Raw genomic sequence first — 18,936 nt, forward strand, 5'->3', positions numbered from 1 at the left:
ATCGCCTGGATGGACCTTGCGAGCTTTGTTCTGGTGGCTTACTGGGTTAGTTCCAGATGAAAATTGACACCCAGCCGTAACGACCCAATCAACTGGCGAGCTTTCATTTCGGCTGCGTGAGCACTAGGGTAGGTCTGAGCAGGTCACCCATCGAACTCGGGTGTCGGGTTTCGCTTTCGATGCTGACGTTGGAGGCACCGAGGGCGACGACGGCAATCGCTGCGTAGCGGTAGTTGGTGCCCGGTTACCCGGCTCCGTGCAGAACGCAGTCAAATGCCATCGCCAGCAAAAATGCTGATGCCGCGAGGCTAAAAACATCCAGCAAGAGCCCTCAACAGCCAATCGCCGGTTTACCCATTGGTTTACCCATTGAGCGCAATCACTGCCGGAAAAGAAAAACGGGTTAGCCGCTTTCGCTGCCAACCCGTTGATTTACTTCAATAAAATGGTCGGAACGGTGGGATTCGAACTCACTACCCCTTGCAAGCCATGCTGGCGGTCTCTGTCACCCACCCGGCCGTGGCCAAGGAGATGCTGGCGCCGGCGATCAAGCAGTTCCGTCGCGACACCGACAGCCTCAGCAGCGAAGACATGAACGGCCTGCTGGTGGCCATCAGCAACGGCGCCCAGCAGGCCTTCGAAGCGGTGCTGCGCACGCGCAAAAACGCAGAGCGCAAAGGCGGTGGCGGTGGCGGTGTGTCCTGGGTCAAGGACTGAGGCTGGGCGCTGGAGCCAGCAACAATCGCCCACGCTCAGCGGCCGGGCGCATGGGCCAGATGCTGCGTCAAGACCGGGCCGGCATCGGCGCGGCTCAAGTCCAACCAGACCACGGTGCCCAGCGCCAGCAGCAAGGCCGCGCAGGCCGTGGCCCAACGCAGGCGGCGCTGCAGTTGCCGGCGCTGATGGTAGACGGCACCCTGCAGACGCCCGCCGGGCGAGGTTGGCGGCGGCAAGTCGGCGAGCTTGCGCGTCGAGCGCATGACGCGCTGCGCCTGCTTGCGGCCGTCCCGCCCGCTGACCACCTCGAAGCTCAAGACCTCACCCAGCACCGGCTGCTCGCCGTCGGGCGGAAATGCGGAAATGTGAACGAACAACTCCTGCCCGCCATCCAGCGGGGCGATGCTGCCGAAGCCGCGCAGGGCGGTCCACGTGCTCAGCCTGCCTTCGAATCTCATGATGTACCCCCATCGACGCCGTGAAGGGCACTGTCCTTGAACAGGCCCCACTCTTTTCGTTCTTTCTTACGCGTCTCCATGGTGCCGCGCCGGCACGGGCAAGGCTGCAACAAGGGGTAAGGCGCTGTAAAGAGTGCCAAGTTCGTCACGAAGCGCGGGGCGAGGCACGGTTCTGACAAGGTGCCGAAAAGGTGCCGAAAGCGGGCATGGATCAGCGCCCAGACTCAGAGCACGAGCCTGCCTCTCCGGCATGGCGCGGCTGGCAAGCAAGAAAGTCTGGCTCTGTGTAAGCTGCGCGACGCCCCCGCCGGGTCTTCGTGCCCGGACGCCCCGTCTTTTGCCCCGTCTTTTCCCCCAGGAGCCCCTCATGAGCATCAAGCTGACCGTGAACGGCCAGGCCGCCACCCTCGACGCCGACCCCGACATGCCCTTGCTGTGGGCGCTGCGCGAAGACCTTCAATTGACCGGCACCAAGTTCGGCTGCGGCATGGCTTTGTGCGGCGCCTGCACCGTGCATCTGGACGGCCAACCCGTGCGCGCCTGTTCCACGCCCTTGTCGGCCGCTGCCGGCAAGAAAATCACCACCATCGAAGGCGTGGGCGCCAGCAAGACCGGGCGTGCCGTGCAGGCCTCCTGGGTCAAGCTCGATGTGCCGCAGTGCGGCTACTGCCAGAGCGGCCAGATCATGAGCGCCTGCGCCCTGCTGGCCGCCAAGAAGAAGCCCAGTGACGCCGACATCGACCAGGCCATGAGCGGCAATATCTGCCGCTGCGGCACCTACCAGCAGATCCGGGTCGCCATCCACGACGCCTCGGCCACGCTCAGCCAGAAGGGAGCTTGAGATGGACGCCCGCCAGCCTAACACCGCCACCCTGAACCGCCGCCAGCTGCTGCAGGCCGGCGCCAGCGGCGCCGCCGCCCTGAGCATCGGTTTCGCCCTGCCGCTGGCCGCGCGCCGCGCCCAGGCACAAACCGCCAGCAACACCTTTGCCCCCAATGCCTGGTTGCGCCTGACGCCGGACAACCGCGTCACCGTCATCTGCGGCAGCTCGGAAATGGGCCAGGGCGTGCTGACCGCCATCCCCATGCTGCTGGCCGAAGAGCTGGATGCCGACTGGCGCCTGGTCGGCGTCGAGCAGGCGCCGGCCGATGGCCGCTACAACAACCCCATGTTCGGCATGCAGGCCACCGGCGGCAGCACCACGGTGCGCGCCCACTGGACGCCGCTGCGCCAGGCCGGCGCCGCGGCACGCGAGATGCTGGTGGAGGCTGCAGCGGCCCAGTGGCAGCTGCCCGCCGCCCAGCTGCGCACCGAGCGCGGCCATGTGCTGGGCCCAGCCGGACAGAAAGTGGCCTACGGCGCCCTGGTCGCTGCGGCCTCGCAGCTGCCCGTGCCCAGCGCGCCCAAGCTCAAGGCCTCGGCCGACTTCAAGATTCTGGGCCGCCCCACCCGCCGCCTGGACACACCGGCCAAGACCAATGGCTCGGCCCGCTACGGCATCGACGCCCAGGTCGAGGGCATGTTGATCGCCGTGCTGTCGCGCGCGCCCTTCGATGGCGCAAAACCCAAACGCATGGACGAAGCGGCAGCACGCGCCGTCAAGGGCGTGGCGCAAGTCATCACCCTGCCCTTCGGCGTGGCGGTGCTGGCCCAAGGCTACTGGGCCGCACAACAAGGCCGCCAGGCCCTCAAGCTGGAATGGGATCTGAGCGCCAAGCCCGAGCAGGCGGCGCTGTCCACAGCCCAGGTCAGCGCCCTGCTGCAGCAAGGTGCCGAGCAGGCCTCGGCCGTGGCCGTGGATCAGGGCAATCTGAAACACGCAGTGGCCGAATCCTCCAAGACCCTGAACGCGCGCTACGAGGTGCCCTATCTGGCCCATGCCTGCATGGAGCCTCTCAACTGCCTGGCCTGGGTGCAGGCCGACCGGGCTGAGGTCTGGACCGGCACCCAAGGCTCCGGGCCGACACAAATGGTGGTGGCCCAGGTGGCCGGCGTGCCGCAAGCCAATGTCAAGGTCAACACCAGCTTGCTGGGCGGCGGCTTCGGCCGGCGCTTTGCGCATGATGTGACCATTGCCGCGACCCTGCTGTCCAAGATCAGCGGCCGGCCGGTCAAGCTGATCTACGACCGTGCCGACGACATGGCCGCCGGCTTCTACCGCCCCGCCTCGGTGGTGCAGTTCGAAGGCGCGCTGGACGCCCAGGGCCGGCCGACCATGCTGCGCGCCGATGTGGGTTCGCCGTCCATCATGGCGGCCTCGGGCTTTATGAAGATCCCCGAGAACGGCGTGGACTCCATGGCCGTGGAGGGCCTGGCCGACCAGCCCTACGACATCGCCAATCTGCGCATCGCCTATGGCCGCGCCGAGCCGGGCCCGCAGGTCTGGTTCTGGCGCTCGGTGGGGCATTCACAGAACGCCTTCTTCCTGGAGAGCTTCATCGACGAAATGGCCCACGCGGCCGGCGCCGACCCGCTGCAGTTCCGCCTCGCGGCTCTGGGCAAACAGCCGCGTATGCAGGCGGTGCTGCGCCTGGCAGCAAGCAAGGCCGGCTGGGGCAAGAAGCTGCCCAAGGGCGTGTTCCGTGGCATAGCCGTGGCCGAAAGCTTTGGCAGCTTTGTCGCCGAGGTGGCCGAGGTCTCGGTCGGCAAGGACGGCGTGCCCAAGGTGCACCGCGTGGTGGCGGCCGTGGACTGCGGCCAGACGGTCAACCCGCTGACCATCCAGCACCAGGTCGAGAGCGCCATCTGCTACGGGCTCTCGGCTGCGCTCTACGGCAAGATCACGCACAAAGACGGGCGCGTCGAGCAGAGCAATTTCCACGACTACCCGGTGCTGCGCATGAACGAAATGCCCAAGGTGGAGGTGCATCTGGTGGCCAGCCAAGAAGCGCCTGGTGGCATCGGCGAACCCGGCACGCCGCCGCTGGCGCCGGCAGTGACGAACGCCATCTTTGCCGCCACCGGCGTGCGCCTGCGCCAGCTGCCGATCGACCCGGCCCAGCTGATCAAGAAGGGCTGAGGTCGGCCTTGAGCGTGTCGATCAGGCCCTGCAACAGGGCCTGATCTTCGGCGCTGAACTGGCTGGCGCGCATCAGCGACTCGCGCTCCAGCTCGCGCATGCGCCAGCTGAATTCGCGCACCAGAGAGACCGTCTCGACCTTGACCTGGCCAGCCTCCGCGACCAGCTCACCGAACACGGTCGCAGGCGCGCCGGTGTCCAAGCCGGCGCTGCTGAAGGACGTCTGCAGCTGCTGCATGCGATGGAGCAGCAGCTCCAGCATGCGCCGCAAGGCCGGGCTGGCGTAGGCCATGCGCGCGTCGATCAGCTCGCGCGAGGCGCGGAAGCTGCGCAGCACGGCTGCAACGCGCACCACCTTGGGCAGGGCATCAGCCAGGCTGGCCGCCTCATCGGGCAGGGCATTGGGCCCAGCGCAGGCCAGCGACACCCGGCGCAGTTCCTCCAACAAGCCGCTGCCGAACTCGCCCGGGATCAGCTTGGTGGCGATGCTGGCGTGCACGACGGCGCTGGCGCCGCTCTCCATCAGGCCGACCAACCACTCAGCCGCGGCCAGGATCTGCGCCGGCAGACCCAGCTGAGCCTCGCCGCGCAGGCCTTGCGGGTAGCCAAAGCCATCCAGGCGCTCATGGTGGCTGATCACCAAGTCGGCCAGGGCCGGGCCACCGCCGGCAATGCCGCTCAGAACCCGGTGGCTGATGATGGAATGGCTGACCAGATGGCGCCACTGCTCGGCATGCAAAGGCAGGTCGCGGCGCAGGTACTCGGGCTGCAGATAGAGCTCACCGACATCGTGCAGCAGGCCGGCACGAGCCAGCAGGCGGTGGCCCTCGATGTCGCCGGGCAGCAGGCGGCGGGCCAGGCCCAGCGCGGCCAGGGCCACGCCGACGGCGTGTTCAAGCCGATCCGGGCCATGCTGGGCGTAGACGGTCAGCAAGGCTTGCAAGGGCTGCGACAAGGGCAACTGCCCCAGTGATTCGGCCGCCGGACGGGCGCGCTCGTGCTGGCACAGCTGCAGCAGCAGCGGGTGACGTTGCATCAGCGCCTGCGCCAGCGCGCTCAAGCGCTGCGGCGCGATGCCCTCGCTCAGGCCCAGGCAATGCTCGAGCGGCTTTTGCAATTTGTGCTGCAGCAGGCGCTCGCGCTGGCTGGCGCTGATCTTGCTGCCGCGCGCCAGCAGCTTGACACCGCTGCCGCTGACGATGTCCTCGGTGGCCTCGATCTCGCGCTGCTCGGCGGTGGCAACCAGATGGTCGAGGTAATGCGGGTTGACCGAGCCGTCGTCTTCGGCTGCGGCGCGCTTGATGGCGTCCAGCATGGGCAGTGCGGGGCGAGCTGCAGGGGAAGAAGCGCCGGCGCCGCTCAGGCCGGCGGGTAGCCCGCTTCGCTCAGCGCCAGAGCCAGCGCGGCCTCGCTCTGGGCGCCGCCCTCGACCTGCAGGCGATGGGCGGGCAGATCGAAGCTCAGCTTCGCTTGCGGGTCCAGCGCCTTCAGGGCCGCGGTGATGGCGGCCACGCAATGGCCACAACTCATATCGGGGAGGGTGAATTCACTCATGGGGTTCCCGGCGCAAAAAGGTCAATGGCTGCCAGTCTAGGGCAGCCCGGGCGGCTTGGCCCGACACTAGCCGCATATGAATGCCACCTTTGCACGCCATGAGTCCTCCGCCAGCCTGCGCCTGCCGCTCTCGGGCATGAGCTGCGCTTCCTGCGTCGCCCGCGTCGAGACCTTGCTGCGCAAACAAACCGGGGTGCTGGCGGCCGAGGTCAATCTGGCCACCGAAACCGCCGTGCTGACGGGTTCGCCGGATTTGCCCAGCCTGGCCGCCGCCCTGGCGCAGGCCGGCTATCCGCTCAAACTGAAAACCTGGCGCCTGCGCATCCAGGGCATGACCTGCGCCTCCTGCGTCGGCCGGGTCGAGCGGGCGCTGCTGAAGCTGCCGGGCGTGCTGACGGCCGAAGTGAACCTGGCCATCGAAAGCGCCAACGTTCAGGTGCTGGAAGGCATCACGGCGGCGACGCTGACGGCCGCCGTCGGCAAAGCCGGTTACGAAGCCAGCCTGCTGGACACCCAGGATGCCGGCGCGAGCGGCCCGCCCTGGTCCGCCAGCGTCTGGCCGGTGCTGATCGCCGCCCTGCTCTGCGCGCCCCTGGTGCTGCCCATGCTGGGCATGCTGGTCGGCCAGCACTGGATGCTGAACAGCTACTGGCAGCTGGCTCTGGCGGCACCGGTGCAATTCTGGCTGGGCGCACGCTTTTACAAGGCCGGCTGGGCCGCCCTGCGCGCCGGCAGCGGCAATATGGACTTGCTGGTGGCCCTGGGCACCAGCGCGGCCTTTGGTTTGTCGCTGTACGAGCTCTGGGCCCATGGGCCGATGAGCATGGCCTTGTATTTCGAATCGGCGGCCGTGGTCATCTGTCTGGTGCTGCTGGGCAAATGGCTGGAGGCGCGAGCCAAGCGCCAAACCACCGAGGCCATCCGCGCCCTGCAGGCCCTGCAGCCGCAGAGCGCACGCGTGCTGCGCGAGGGCCGGGAACAGGAGCTGCCGCTGGAGCAGCTGCGCCTGGGTGACGAGGTGCTGGTGCGGCCGGGCGAACGAATTCCGGTCGACGGACTGGTGCTGGAGGGCCGCAGCCAGGTCGACGAATCGCTGATCACCGGCGAGAGCCTGCCGGTGGCCAAGCAGGCCGGCGAACACCTGACCGGCGGCGCCGTCAATGGCGAAGGCCTGCTGCGCCTGCGTTGCACAGCCCTGGGTGCGGAATCGACCCTGGCCCGCATCGCCCGCATGGTGGAAGACGCCCAAGGCCACAAGGCGCCGATTCAGCGCCTGGTCGACCGGGTCAGCGCGGTGTTCGTGCCCGTGGTCCTGTTGCTGTCCCTGCTGACCTTGCTGGGCTGGGGTCTGGGCACGGGGCTGTGGGAGCCCGCCCTGCTGCATGCCGTCTCGGTGCTGGTGATCGCCTGCCCCTGTGCCCTGGGCCTGGCCACGCCGACCGCCATCATGGCCGGCACCGGCGTGGCGGCGCGTTATGGAATCCTGATCAAAGACGCCCAAGCCCTGGAGCTGGCCCACAGCCTCAAGCTGGTGGCTTTCGACAAGACCGGCACCCTGACCGAGGGCCGGCCGCGTTTGCTGGCGCACGAGGGCCATGCCGATCTGCTCGCCCTGGCCGCCGCCGTGCAGGCCGGCAGCGAGCACCCGCTGGCCCGCGCCGTGCGCGAGGCGGCGGCCGAGCAGGCAGGGCTGCAGATCCCGGCCGCGCGCGAGATGCGGGCCGTGGCCGGCCGCGGCGTCGCCGCCCAGGTCGACTGGCAGGGCGAAGCCCGCGAGCTGCGCCTGGGCAGCAGCCGCTATATGAACGAGCTCAAGCTGGACCTGGCGCCGCTGCAGGCGCGCGCCACCGCCTTGCAGGACGAAGGGCGCAGCCTGTCCTGGCTGGCGGCACTGAGCCGCAACGAGCAGGAAGCGCCGCAGCTGCTCGGCTTGCTTGCCTTTGGCGACCGGCTCAAGCCCAGCGCCGCGCAAGCGATCTTGCGCTTGCACGCCATGGGCGTACAGACGGCCCTGATCAGCGGCGACAACCGCGGAAGTGCCGGCACGGTGGCCCGGCAGCTGGGCATTGACGAGGTCCATGCCGAGGTGCTGCCGAAAGACAAGGCCGACATCGTCAGCCAGCTCAAGCGCGGCCCGGATGGGCAGACCCGCAGCGTGGCCATGGTCGGCGACGGCATCAACGACGCGCCGGCCCTGGCCGCGGCCGATGTGGGCCTGGCCATGTCCAGCGGCACCGAGGTCGCCATGGCCGCCGCCGGCATCACCCTGATGCGCGGCGACCCGGCCCTGGTGGCTGACGCCATCGCCATCTCGCGCCGGACCTACGCCAAGATCCGCCAGAACCTGTTCTGGGCCTTTGCCTACAACGCCATCGGCATTCCGCTCGCGGCCTTCGGCTTGCTCAACCCGGTGCTGGCCGGCGCGGCCATGGCGTTCTCCAGCGTGTCGGTGGTCAGCAATGCCTTGTTGCTGCGGCGCTGGCGGCCAGAAACCGGCGAGCCTCGCACCTGACGATTCGTCGCCCCAGGCGCGGCTGAGCCTTCTTTCAGGGACAGGGCCTGGGGAATGTTCAGCTCGGCAGGAGCCGGGTCTGAAGGCATGCTGCCGGCTGCGGGCGAGCAGTGCCCGGCAGGAGGCACCCATGAAGCTCGACGCCCAGGAACTACAAGCCATCACGGCACCGTCCGCCATCACCGCCGTGGCGGAACTGATTGACCTGTTCGAAAGCCACCGCAACCAAAACCGGAGGTGGGCCTACCGCGGCCAATCGCGCCTGTTCGGCAGCCTGCAGCCCTCGTTCCAGCGCCAGTTCACCCGCCCGTCCAGCGCCACGGCCGAGCTGATCGAACGCCATCTGGCGCAGGCTTTTCGTGAGCACTATGTCAAGCTGCCCGATCGGCATGGCGATATGCCCACCCCCAGCCAGATCGACGACTTCCACACCTTGCGCTGCCTCAGCGTCATGCAGCATTACGAGATTCCGACCCGCCTGCTGGATTGGAGCGCCGACTACTGGACCTCGCTCTACTTCGCCTGCGCCAGTGATCCCGGCGAAGACGCCGAACTCTGGTTCTACGACCGCTACATCTTCATCGAACAAAGGACCGAGGATGGACGCTGGAACGCCCTGCAAGATGCCAGCCCGCACCCGCCCGCGGAACCCGCCTATCTTTACCAGCCTGATGTGCCGCCCCTGGTGGAGCTGGACCCAAAGATCTCGCCGCGCATGCGCACCCAGCAAGGCCACCACACGGTGGCCAGCGAGGTGTTCTCAGACCACGCCAGCCTGATCCGCGCACTCGATCTGAAAAGGCAAGGGCTGCGGGCCGACAACGGGCTTGATGCACAGCCACATCTCGGCCGCGTCACCATCACCGCCGCGTGCAAGAGCCGCGCCCTGCAGTTCCTGGCCGAGCACCACCAGATCACCGCCAGCAGCATCTTCCCGGACGTGGTCGGCCTGGGCCGCTTCCTGCGCTGGCAATTCGACTCACTGCGAACCATGTTGCTCTGAATACCCGCTGCACAGCGCTGCGGGGGTCACAGCCGAGGAGCCGTGAAGCTGACGCAAAATATGCGCTGACTCCGCCACGCTGGACCCAAGCCAATGTCAATGCCCACACCTCTACGCCGGCCCACACACTCAAGCACCTCAGGGCGCCCGGCGCGCGCCGCACTGGCGGCTCTGCTGAGCACCCTGCTGCTGGGCCAGGCGCCGGCCAACGCACAGGAAGATGCGCAAGCGCTGGCACTGAGCAGCTCGCGGGACCGCTACGAGGTCTGGGCCGATGTGCTGTTCGGGCCGGACGGCCGCAACCTGGCCTTCAACCTGCCGCAGGAATCGGAGCTGCCGACGCCCTTCGCTGAGCTGGTCAAGCGCCAGCTCCAGGGCGCGCGCATCACAGCCAGGCAAGACAAGGACGGTTCGCCGGCCACCTTCCGCACCGGCGTGCGCCTGGTCTACCAGCTGCTGCCCGCCGCCACCGAGGGCGAAGTGAGCCAGGTCAAGTTTCTGGGGCTGAACCTGGCGCCTTTGCCCGTCAAGCGCTACCTGGCCAGCTACCCCAAGGACATCCGCAGAAGCGCCGGCTGGGAAGGCGGCGTCCAGGCACGTTGCCAGGTCAGCGTCGAGGGCCTCTGCCACAAGGTGGATGTGGACATGCTGCCGGGCATGCCGGCCTCGGTGCGGCGCTTTGCCAAGGCGTCGTTCGAGGGCTGGGCCTTCGATGCCCAGCGCATCAATGACCGCCCGATCGAGGGCGAATTCAGCGTGCGCTTCGCCTTGCGCACGGAAGACACCCTGCCCACCAATTTCCGTATTCCGGCCTTCGAGCGCTACATTCGGGAGCGCTGAGGCCCCGGCCCGTTCTCGCTCAGGCCAGCACGCCGGCCTGATAGTCGCGCACCGCCTGCACCAGCTCCTCGTGGCTGTTCATCACGAAAGGGCCATGTTGGGCGATCGGCTCGCGCAGCGGTCGGCCGGCGATCAGGATGGCGCGGGTCGCCGTGTCCGCCGCGGCCTGCAGCACCAGGCCGTCGCTGCCCGGCGTGTTGGCCAAGATGGCCATGCGCTGAGCCGGCACGCGGCAGCCGCTCGGGAAATCCAGAGCACCCCGGTACACATAGACGAAGGCGTTATGCCCCTCGGGCAAGGCCTGCTCGAAGCGAGCACCGGCCGGCAGGTGCAGGTCCAGATACAGCGGCTCGGTGTGCTCGCGCTGCACCGCGCCGGCCACGCCGTGGCTGTGGCCAGCGATCACGCGCACGGTGACGCCGGCCTCGGTTTGGAACTCGGGAATCTCGCCGGAGGGGATGTCGCGGTACCAGGGCGCGCGCATCTTGTCGTGGCTGGGCAGATTGAGCCAGAGCTGGAAGCCCTCCATGCGGCCCTCTTCCTGCTCGGGCAGCTCGCTGTGGATGACACCGCGGCCGGCCGTCATCCACTGCACCCCGCCATTGCCGAGCAGGCCTTCGTTGCCGGCGGAATCGCGGTGGCGCATGCGGCCTTCGAGCATGTAGGTGACGGTCTCGAAGCCACGATGCGGATGGCTGGGGAAACCAGCGATGTAGTCGTCGGCCTTGTCCGAGCCGAAGGCATCGAGCATGAGGAAGGGGTCGAGGCGGCGCTGCAGGTCCTGGGTCAGCACGCGGGTCAGCTTGACTCCGGCGCCGTCGCTGGTGGCCTGGCCGGCGACCAGGCGCTCCACCGCACGAGGCGTGCGCACGGGGGCTTGCACAGAGACTTGGGGCTTGCTGCTGCTCATCGGGTGTGACCTTTCTTCGTTCTCGTTGGCTTCAGTGGCAAGAAGCGGCTCAGGCGATGGTAGCGAGCGCGCCGCTGATCTGTTCGCGCGCGGCTTCCCAGGCGGCCGCTTCCGCATCGGGGCCCATGGCCAGACCTTCGGCGTAGATGAACTGCACATCGCTCATGCCCAGGAAACCCAACACCGTGCGCAAATAGGGCACGACCGTGTCGCTGGGCTGGTCGCGGTAGATGCCGCCGCGCGCCAGCAGTACATAGACCTTCTTGTTCTTGAGCAGGCCTTCCGGGCCGTTCGCCGTGTACTGGAAGGTCACACGGGCCCGTGAGATGGCATCAATCCAGTTCTTCAGCTGGGCGCTAACGCCGAAATTGATCATGGGCGAGCCGATCACCAGCACATCGGCGGCCTGCACCTCGGCGATCAAGGCGTCATCCAGGGCGACACGGGCGGCCTGCTCGATGCTGCGTTGCTCGGCCGGGGTGAACAAGGCTTGCAGGGCCGCCTCGTCCAGCACCGGATGGGGCTGCAGGGCCAGGTCGCGCACGGTCAGTTCACTGCCGGGCTGCTGGGCTTGCAGGCATGCGACCAGCTCCTGGGCCAGACGGGTGGACACGGAGCCCTGGCCGTCGACGACACGGCGGGCGCTGGAGTTGATTTGCAGAATGCGGCTCATGGGGGTTTCCTTCGCTGTGGGTCAATGCCGCATCCCTTGAAGCGGCGATGGGCTCACTGTATTGAGAACCCCGGAGCTACAGAAGCCATCGGTTTGGATAAGATTGTTCCACCAAAGCATCAATCAAAGCATCATTCAAAGGAACCACGCCACCATGAGCCCCGATGCCGACGACCTGCTGCTCTTCGCCCGTGTGATGGACAGCGGCAGCTTCAGCCGTGCTGCCGAACGGGTGCAGCTGCCCAAATCGAGCGTGTCCCGGCGCATCGCCGCGCTGGAGCAGCGCCTGGGCGAAAAGCTGCTTCAGCGCAGCACCCGGCGCCTGGCCTTGACCGAATTCGGCGCCGGCGTGCTCGAGCATGCGCGAGCGCTGACGGCCGAGGTCGAGAGCGCCCTGGCCCTGGCCTCAGAGCGCCAGCTGCGGCCCAGCGGCCGCCTGCGGGTGTCCATGCCGGCCGATCTGGCCCACCATGCTTTTGGCGAGATGCTGGCGGAGTTCACACGCCGCCACCCTGACATCACCTTGATGCTGGACCTGTCGCCGCGCCGTGTTGACCTGATTGCCGAGGGCTTTGACCTGGCGGTGCGCGTCGGGGAGCTGCCCAGCGACAGCCAGCTGGCTGCGCGCCGCCTGGCCGTCTTCAACAACGGCCTCTACGCTTCGCCCGCGTACCTGCAAGCCCATGGCGAGCCACAGGACCCCGAAGACCTGCTGGACCAGCATGGCCTGATGATCCTCAACCGCGCCGGCGACGCGCCGCCCTGGCAGCTGCAGCGCAGCGCTGCCGATGGTTCAACACAAAGCTGGAGCGGGACACCGGCCCGCCGCAGCCTGGTCAACGCCCCCGACATGCTGCTGCGCCTGGCCTGCGCCGGTGTCGGCATCACCGCCGTGGGCGAGCATTTCGCCGGACCCTGGGTCGCCGGCGGCCAGCTGCGGCGCGTGCTGCCGGGCTGGAGTCTGCCGACCGTGAGCTGCTGGGCCGTGTTCCCAGAGCGCCGTTTGATGCCGCTGCGCACCCGGGTGTTTTTGGAAGCCGCCGCGGCGACCCTGGCCAGTTGCCCGGGCCAGCCGGCCGGCTGAGGCGGCTGAGGCGGCTGAGGCGGCTCAGGCCGGCTCGGCCTGACGGCGCCGACGCGCCAGCACACAAACGCCACCCAGCAGCAACAAGACAGCGCTGCTTGGCTCCGGCACCGCGGAGCTGAAGACCAGGTCGGCAATCAACCGGTGGCCATAGGCGGTGGGGTGCTGGCCGTCGTAGAACAAGGCCGTGGCGGGATCACAGGCGTTGATCAAGGCGCCGCAGGCCTGGCTGACATTGCTGAGCCCATAGTCCGAGCCATGGGCCACCACCTGGTTCAGGCTGCCGTACAGATCGAACACGCGCACGCCGGGCTCGGTGTTGAGGGCCAGTCCCAGGGCATCGTTCATCAGGCCGGCGGCCAGCGAGCCCAGCGCGGCGACCTGGGGCCCATAGCTCTGCGCGCGCGGCGTCAGGCCGAAGTTCGGCACATTGAGCACCAGGATGTGCTCGGCGCCAGCGACCTGCAGGCCGTCGACCATGGCGGCGATGTCGAAGGCATAGGCCTGGGCCGAGGCCGACAGGATGCCGAAGGCCTGCTCGGGATGCAGGGCTGCGGCCTCCATGGCCGCGCTGACATTGACCGAGCCGCCCGACAGCACAAACAAGCTCTGCGCCGGCGCCGGCGTGCCGGCCATGGGCACGGTGGCCAGGTACTGGCCAAGCTGGCTGCGCATGCTGTAGGGGAAACCGGGGATGGGCGTGCCCGTGCCATCGCTGCCGGTGGCGGCGCCGCCATAGGCGAAATTGCTGCCACCCAGCTGCGAGGCCGTGGCGCTCAGGCCCAGCCGCTCGGCCAGATGCTCAACCCACACCGGCCCATTGCTGTAGCGGCCGGTGGCAAAGGGCAGGCTGGCGAAGTAGCTGTCACCTGTGATCTGCTGCGTCGGGTCGGTGCCGACCAGGAGGGCGTTGTTGCCGCTGTCGGCCAGGCTGTCGCCGAACACGACCAGACCGGCGTAGCCCGATGTCGGCAGCAGGCCCGTCGCCGAGGCCTGAGCGCGCACCTGCGCTGTGCTCAGGGTCAGCGCGGCCAGCAAGAGCAAGCGGGCCGCGTTCAATGCCTTCTTCATATCGACTCCCTGTTGAGGCGCCTGCGCTCACGGGCGAGTGGACGGGCAGGCGAAAGCCGGCAAGGTTCCGCCAAAGCGTCGGGCGCGTCAATGCGCCCGGCCAGGGATTGACCCTTGAAGGGCCACCGTTTTTGTAACGGAATATGTCAGCGGGTCTTGAGAAAGGCCGCGCCCGCCTCGGCGGCACGCGCATTGTTTCCGGCGATGCTGCCGCAGACCAGATCGCAGAGCTGGTAGACCGCCGGATCGGCGATCCGGAAAAAGGCACTGGTGCCGCGGCTCTCGCGCTCAACCAAGCCTTGCTGCTGCAGCACGCCGAGATGGCGGGAGACATTGGCCACGCTGCAGCCGCAGAGCTCGGCCAACTCGCCCACCTTGCACTCACGCTGGCGCAGCAGATTGAGGATCTGCAAACGGGTCGGCTCGGACAAGGCCTGGAAATAGGCCGCCACCTGGGTCAGCGCGGCAAGGGGCAGGTCTTCCATGGTGTGCAGGATTCGGCAGGAGGCTGGCAAGCTTGTCATTCTAAAGGCTCCTTGCGTGTTCACTTGATTGACTATTTGCGTGATTGCGCAAATAATGAACCATCAATCATCTTTCGTCCAGCCCCGCGCTGGTCTGCCGACCATGAATCTGCCCCACGCTTTCATGACCTTGCGCGCTGCAGCCGCAGCGGCGCTTCCGGCTCGCGCCCTGCTGCGGCACGGGGCGGCCGGCCTGCTGCTGCTCAGCGCTGCCGCGACCGCAGCACCAGCAGCAAGCACAGCTTCTGCGCCCAGCTTGCAAAGCCTGGTGGTGCAGGCGAGCGGAGCCACACGCAGGCAAAGTGTTGACGGCGTGGTCGAGGCCCAGCGCCAGACGGTGCTGGCGGCCCAGGTGGCCGGCGCCATCGTCGAAATTGCCGTGCGACCGGGCGACCGGGTGCGCGCCGGACAAATGCTGATGCGCCTGGACGCACGTGCCGCCGAACAAGCGGCCAGCGCCAGCGAAGCGCAAGGCCAGGCGGCACGCGCCGGCCTGCAGCTGGCCCAGCGCGAGCTGGAGCGCCAGCAGCAGCTGTTCAAGCAGCACTACATCAGCCAAGCGGCGCTGGACCAGGCCCTGAACCAATACCAGGCCACACGCGCCCAGCTGGACGCTCAGCTGGCCCAGCTGGGCGTGGCGCGCACGCAAAGCGGCCAGCATCTGCTGCGCAGCCCCTACGACGCGGTGGTGGCCGAGATCCCGGTGTCCCTGGGCGATATGGCCATGCCCGGCCGCCCCCTGCTGACCGTCTACGACCCGAAGGCCCTGCGCGTGACGGCCCATGTGCCCCAAAGCCAGGCCGGAGCACAGACCACCGAGGGCCTGATCGAGATCGAGATCCCGGGCCAGGCCGCACGCCTGCTGCCGCTGCGCCGCCAGTGGATGCCCACCGTGGACGCGGCCACGCACAGCCAGCAGCTGCGCCTGGATCTGCCACAAACGTCCGCACGAACGGAGGCGGAAGTGGCGGCAGGAACGGCAGCTCAGCCCGCCCTGAGCCCGGGCATGTTCGCCCGCGTCTGGCTGGACGACGCCAGCCCGGCGCCGGCCGTGCAAGCCGGCCGGCCACTGCTGATCCCACGCAGTGCCGTGCTGCGCCGCGCCGAACTGAATCTCGTCTATGTGATCGTGCCGCAGACCGGCCAGGCCCTGCTGCGCCAGCTGCGCCTGGGCGCCAAGCGAGGTGATCAGGTCGAAGTACTCAGCGGCCTCAGCGCCGGTGAACGCATTGCCACCGACCCGGCCGTTGCCGCCCGCCAACCGGTTCCACCGCTGGCACAAGGAGGACAAAAGCCATGACTCCGACCCCTGTTCAAGAGACGCCCGAGCACAAGCTGGGCGTGTCAGGCCGCATCGCGGCCTACTTCCAGTCGGCACAGATCACGCCGCTGCTGGCCTTGCTGGCCCTGCTCCTGGGTGTCTTCGCCGTGCTGGTGACGCCGCGCGAGGAGGAGCCACAGATCGATGTGACCATGGCCCAGGTGATGGTCGCTTTTCCGGGTGCGGGCGTCGGCGACGTCGAGCAGATGGTGGCCACACCGGCCGAGCAAATCCTGTCGCAGATGACGGGCGTCGAGCATGTGATGTCGCTGTCGCGCCCCGGCATGGCACTGCTGACCGTGCAATTCAAGGTCGGCGTGCCACGCAGCGAGGCGCTGGTGCGCCTGCAAGAAGCGGTGGGCGGCCATGCCGACTGGCTGCCGCGCGGCCTCGGCGTTCAACCGCCGCTGATCAAGCCCATGGGCATCGCCGATGTGCCGATGATGAGCTTCACCCTGTTCAGCCGCAAACCCGAGATCGGCGCCTATGAGCTGGAGCGGGTGGCGCGCAGCCTGGAGATCGAGCTCAAGCGTGCGCCCGGCACACGCGAAGTCAAGACCATCGGCGGCCCGGGTCGGGCCCTGCGCATAGCGATGGACCCGGCGCGCCTGGCCAGCATGGATCTGACCGTGGCCGATTTGCGCCAAGCCCTGCAGGGCGCGCACGGCTCAGCCGAGCTGGGCTCGCTGCTGATCAACAACCAGGCCCTGGCCCTGGAGGCCGGCGCCTGGCTGGGCACGGCCGAAGAGGTGCAGCAGCTGGTGGTCGGCGTGCATGCGGGCAAGCCTGTCTTCCTCAGCGAGGTGGCGAGCATCAGCGAAGGGCCGATGCGAGCGAGCCAGTCGGTCTGGCACGGCGAAGCCGGCGGCAAGGAATACCCGGCGGTGACCCTGTCGATCAGCAAGAACGCCGGCGAAAACGCCATCGACGTGGCCCTGGCCCTGCGCGAACGCATGGAGAGCCTGCGCAACAGCTTGATCCCGGCCGACATCGAGGTTGCCGAGACCCGCAACTACGGCGCCACCGCCAATGACAAGGCGCAGAAGCTGATCCAGAAACTGCTGTTCGCCACGGCGGCCGTCGTGGCCCTGGTCTTCTTCGCCCTGGGCCGGCGCGAGGCCGCCATCGTCGGCACCGCCGTCATCCTGACGCTGATGCTGACCCTGTTTGCCAGCTGGGCCTGGGGCTTCACCTTGAACCGGGTGTCGCTGTTTGCGCTGATCTTCTCGATCGGCATCCTGGTGGACGATGCCATCGTGGTGGTCGAGAACATCCACCGCCACCAACAGCTCTTTCCCGGCAAGCCCCTGGTCGAGCTGATCCCCGGCGCGGTGGACGAGGTCGGTGGGCCCACCATCCTGGCCACGCTGACCGTCATCGCCGCCCTGCTGCCGATGGCGTTTGTCAGCGGCCTGATGGGCCCGTATATGAGCCCCATCCCCATCAACGCCAGCATGGGCATGCTGCTGTCACTGGCCATCGCCTTTGTGCTCACGCCCTGGCTGGCCCGGCTGTGGATGAAGCCTTCGCTGCCGGCTGCACCAGACACAGGCAAACCCGCAGACGCCCATGCTCTGCACGGCTTCAGCGCCCGGCTCGCGCCCCTGTTCGAGCGCATCTTCCGCCCCCTGCTGGACGCCCGCAGCGGCCGGCGCATGCGCGGCCTGCTGGGTCTGGCCGTCGCCGCCCTGATCGCTGTTTCACTGGCCTTGCCGGCCACGGGCCTGGTCTTGCTCAAGATGCTGCCCTTTGACAACAAGTCGGAGTTCCAGCTGATCGTCGACCTGCCCGTGGGCACGCCGATGGAGCGCAGCGCCGGCGTGCTGCGCGAGCTCGGTGCCCTGCTCGCTCGCCAGCCCGAGGTCCTGAACTACCAGGCCTATGCCGGCACGGCCTCGCCGATCAACTTCAATGGCCTGGTGCGTCAGTACGGCTTGCGCAGCGCGCCGGAGCAGGCCGACATCCAAGTCAATCTGCTCGACCGCCATCAGCGCAGCGAGCAAAGCCATGCCATCGCCACCCGCCTGCGGCCGCTGCTGCAGGAGATTGCCCGACGCCATGGCGCGACGCTGAAAGTCGTGGAAGTGCCACCGGGCCCGCCGGTGCTGTCGCCCATCGTGGCCGAGGTCTACGGCCCCGACGCCGCCGGACGCCAGCAGGTGGCCCAGCAACTGCGCGCCCTGTTCGAGCGCACACCGGGCCTGGTCGACATCGACGACTCGGGCATCGCCAGCGCACCGCGCCAGCTGCTGCAGGTCGATCGCCGCAAGGCCGCCCTCCTCGGTGTGCCGCAGAGCGCCATCGTTAGCACCCTGGCGGCCGGCCTGGGCGGCGAGGCGGCCATCTATCTGCACGACCAGAGCAAGCTGCCCATGCCGGCCTGGCTGCAACTGCCCGACAGCACGCAAGGGGATATCGCGGCCTTGCTGGCCTTGACCGTGCGCGGCAGTGCCGGGCAGGCCGTGCCGCTGCGCGAATTGGTCCAGATCAGCGACAGCACACGCGAACAGCCCATCTTTCACAAGGACTTGCTGCCGGTCCACTTCGTCTACGCCGACATGGCCGGGCGCATCGACAGCCCGCTCTACGGCATGTTCAGCCTGCGCGGTGAACTCAAGGACATCCAAGTGCCCGGTGGCGGGCCGCTGCTCGAGTACTTCGTCCGGCCGCCCAAGGAAGCCCAGCGGGACTATGCGGTCAAGTGGGACGGCGAATGGCAGATCACCTACGAGACCTTCCGGGACATGGGCCTGGCCTATGCCGTGGGCCTGGTGCTGATCTACTTGCTGGTGGTGGCCCAGTTCGGCTCCTACCTGACGCCGCTGATCATCATGGCGCCCATCCCGCTGACCCTGGTCGGCGTGATGCCCGGACACGCCTTGCTCCATGCCCAGTACACCGCCACCAGCATGATCGGCATGATCGCCCTGGCCGGCATCATCGTGCGCAACAGCATCCTGCTGGTCGACTTCATCGAAGTGCAGCTGCGCAGCGGCATGAGCCTGGAACGCGCCGTCGTCAGCGCCGCCATCACCCGCGCTCAGCCGATTCTGCTGACCGGCCTGGCGGCCATGCTGGGTGCCTTCTTCATCCTCGACGACCCGATCTTCAATGGCCTGGCCATTTCGCTGATCTTCGGCATCGCCGTCTCCACCGCGCTGACGCTGGTGGTGATTCCGCTGCTGTACTTCATGGCCTATCGCCAGCCAACCGTCTCTACCACCCAAGCCGAAAGGAACTTCACATGAA

General features: G+C 67.9%; 16 protein-coding genes. 9 read left to right on the forward strand and 7 right to left on the reverse strand.

Annotated elements, in window-relative coordinates:
- Positions 1-489: 489 nt before the first annotated feature.
- Positions 490-717, forward strand: a complete 228-nt coding sequence (locus ACQY39_RS23595) for a hypothetical protein (protein WP_428510457.1) — start codon at positions 490-492, stop codon at positions 715-717.
- A gap of 35 nt (positions 718-752) precedes the next feature.
- On the opposite strand, the gene ACQY39_RS23600 is transcribed toward ACQY39_RS23595, so the two are convergent.
- Positions 753-1,175 carry a cold-shock protein gene (locus ACQY39_RS23600; protein WP_428510459.1) on the reverse strand — a complete coding sequence of 141 codons (423 nt, stop codon included), beginning with the start codon at positions 1,173-1,175 and terminating at the stop codon, positions 753-755.
- Positions 1,176-1,542: 367 nt separating this feature from the next.
- On the opposite strand from ACQY39_RS23600, the gene ACQY39_RS23605 reads away from it, so the two are divergent.
- A complete protein-coding gene (locus ACQY39_RS23605; protein WP_428510461.1) occupies positions 1,543-2,016 on the forward strand; it encodes a (2Fe-2S)-binding protein in 474 nt (157 codons plus the stop codon).
- 1 nt (position 2,017) lies between these two features.
- Positions 2,018-4,195: a molybdopterin cofactor-binding domain-containing protein gene (locus ACQY39_RS23610; protein ID WP_428510463.1), complete on the forward strand. Its 2,178-nt coding sequence runs from the start codon at positions 2,018-2,020 to the stop codon at positions 4,193-4,195.
- Here the strand turns inward: ACQY39_RS23610 and ACQY39_RS23615 are convergent.
- Both ACQY39_RS23615 and ACQY39_RS23620 read right to left on the reverse strand, forming a co-directional pair.
- Positions 4,182-5,510, reverse strand: a complete 1,329-nt coding sequence (locus ACQY39_RS23615; protein ID WP_428510465.1) for an HD-GYP domain-containing protein — start codon at positions 5,508-5,510, stop codon at positions 4,182-4,184. The genes ACQY39_RS23610 and ACQY39_RS23615 overlap by 14 nt on opposite strands.
- 44 nt (positions 5,511-5,554) lie before the next feature.
- On the reverse strand, positions 5,555-5,749 hold the full coding sequence (locus ACQY39_RS23620; RefSeq protein WP_428510467.1) for a heavy-metal-associated domain-containing protein: 195 nt from the start codon (positions 5,747-5,749) through the stop codon (positions 5,555-5,557).
- A gap of 76 nt (positions 5,750-5,825) precedes the next feature.
- On the opposite strand from ACQY39_RS23620, the gene ACQY39_RS23625 reads away from it, so the two are divergent.
- From ACQY39_RS23625 to ACQY39_RS23635, 3 genes are all read left to right on the forward strand, one after another.
- Positions 5,826-8,261, forward strand: coding sequence for a heavy metal translocating P-type ATPase (locus tag ACQY39_RS23625; protein ID WP_428510469.1), 2,436 nt, complete (start codon positions 5,826-5,828; stop codon positions 8,259-8,261).
- Between the two features lie 130 nt (positions 8,262-8,391).
- On the forward strand, positions 8,392-9,264 hold the full coding sequence (locus ACQY39_RS23630; protein ID WP_428510471.1) for an FRG domain-containing protein: 873 nt from the start codon (positions 8,392-8,394) through the stop codon (positions 9,262-9,264).
- Between the two features lie 99 nt (positions 9,265-9,363).
- Entirely contained in the window at positions 9,364-10,104 is a 741-nt protein-coding gene (locus ACQY39_RS23635) for a hypothetical protein (RefSeq protein ID WP_428510473.1), read from the forward strand.
- Between the two features lie 19 nt (positions 10,105-10,123).
- On the opposite strand, the gene ACQY39_RS23640 is transcribed toward ACQY39_RS23635, so the two are convergent.
- Positions 10,124-11,014, reverse strand: coding sequence for a pirin family protein (locus ACQY39_RS23640; protein WP_428510475.1), 891 nt, complete (start codon positions 11,012-11,014; stop codon positions 10,124-10,126).
- Positions 11,015-11,063: 49 nt separating this feature from the next.
- On the reverse strand, positions 11,064-11,687 hold the full coding sequence (locus ACQY39_RS23645) for an FMN-dependent NADH-azoreductase (protein ID WP_428510477.1): 624 nt from the start codon (positions 11,685-11,687) through the stop codon (positions 11,064-11,066).
- 154 nt (positions 11,688-11,841) lie between these two features.
- Here ACQY39_RS23645 and ACQY39_RS23650 point away from each other — a divergent pair, with 154 nt between their 5' ends.
- Positions 11,842-12,771 (forward strand): LysR family transcriptional regulator, encoded by a 930-nt coding sequence (locus tag ACQY39_RS23650; protein ID WP_428510479.1) that lies wholly within the window; start codon positions 11,842-11,844, stop codon positions 12,769-12,771.
- 24 nt (positions 12,772-12,795) lie between these two features.
- Here the strand turns inward: ACQY39_RS23650 and ACQY39_RS23655 are convergent, their stop codons facing one another.
- Both ACQY39_RS23655 and ACQY39_RS23660 read right to left on the reverse strand, forming a co-directional pair.
- Positions 12,796-13,842 carry an SGNH/GDSL hydrolase family protein gene (locus tag ACQY39_RS23655; RefSeq protein WP_428510481.1) on the reverse strand — a complete coding sequence of 349 codons (1,047 nt, stop codon included), beginning with the start codon at positions 13,840-13,842 and terminating at the stop codon, positions 12,796-12,798.
- A gap of 146 nt (positions 13,843-13,988) precedes the next feature.
- The gene (locus ACQY39_RS23660) at positions 13,989-14,327 is read right to left on the reverse strand and encodes an ArsR/SmtB family transcription factor (RefSeq protein WP_428510937.1); all 339 of its coding nucleotides are present in this window, start codon (positions 14,325-14,327) and stop codon (positions 13,989-13,991) included.
- A 142-nt stretch (positions 14,328-14,469) separates the two neighbouring features.
- Between ACQY39_RS23660 and ACQY39_RS23665 the strand changes: the two genes are divergently transcribed.
- The gene (locus ACQY39_RS23665; RefSeq protein WP_428510483.1) at positions 14,470-15,666 is read left to right on the forward strand and encodes an efflux RND transporter periplasmic adaptor subunit; all 1,197 of its coding nucleotides are present in this window, start codon (positions 14,470-14,472) and stop codon (positions 15,664-15,666) included.
- Entirely contained in the window at positions 15,663-18,935 is a 3,273-nt protein-coding gene (locus ACQY39_RS23670) for an efflux RND transporter permease subunit (protein WP_428510485.1), read from the forward strand. The genes ACQY39_RS23665 and ACQY39_RS23670 overlap by 4 nt, the downstream gene beginning before the upstream one ends.
- The last annotated feature ends 1 nt before the right edge of the window (position 18,936 follow it).

Source organism: Roseateles sp. (assembly GCF_965262435.1).
GTDB lineage: Bacteria > Pseudomonadota > Gammaproteobacteria > Burkholderiales > Burkholderiaceae_C > Paucibacter_A.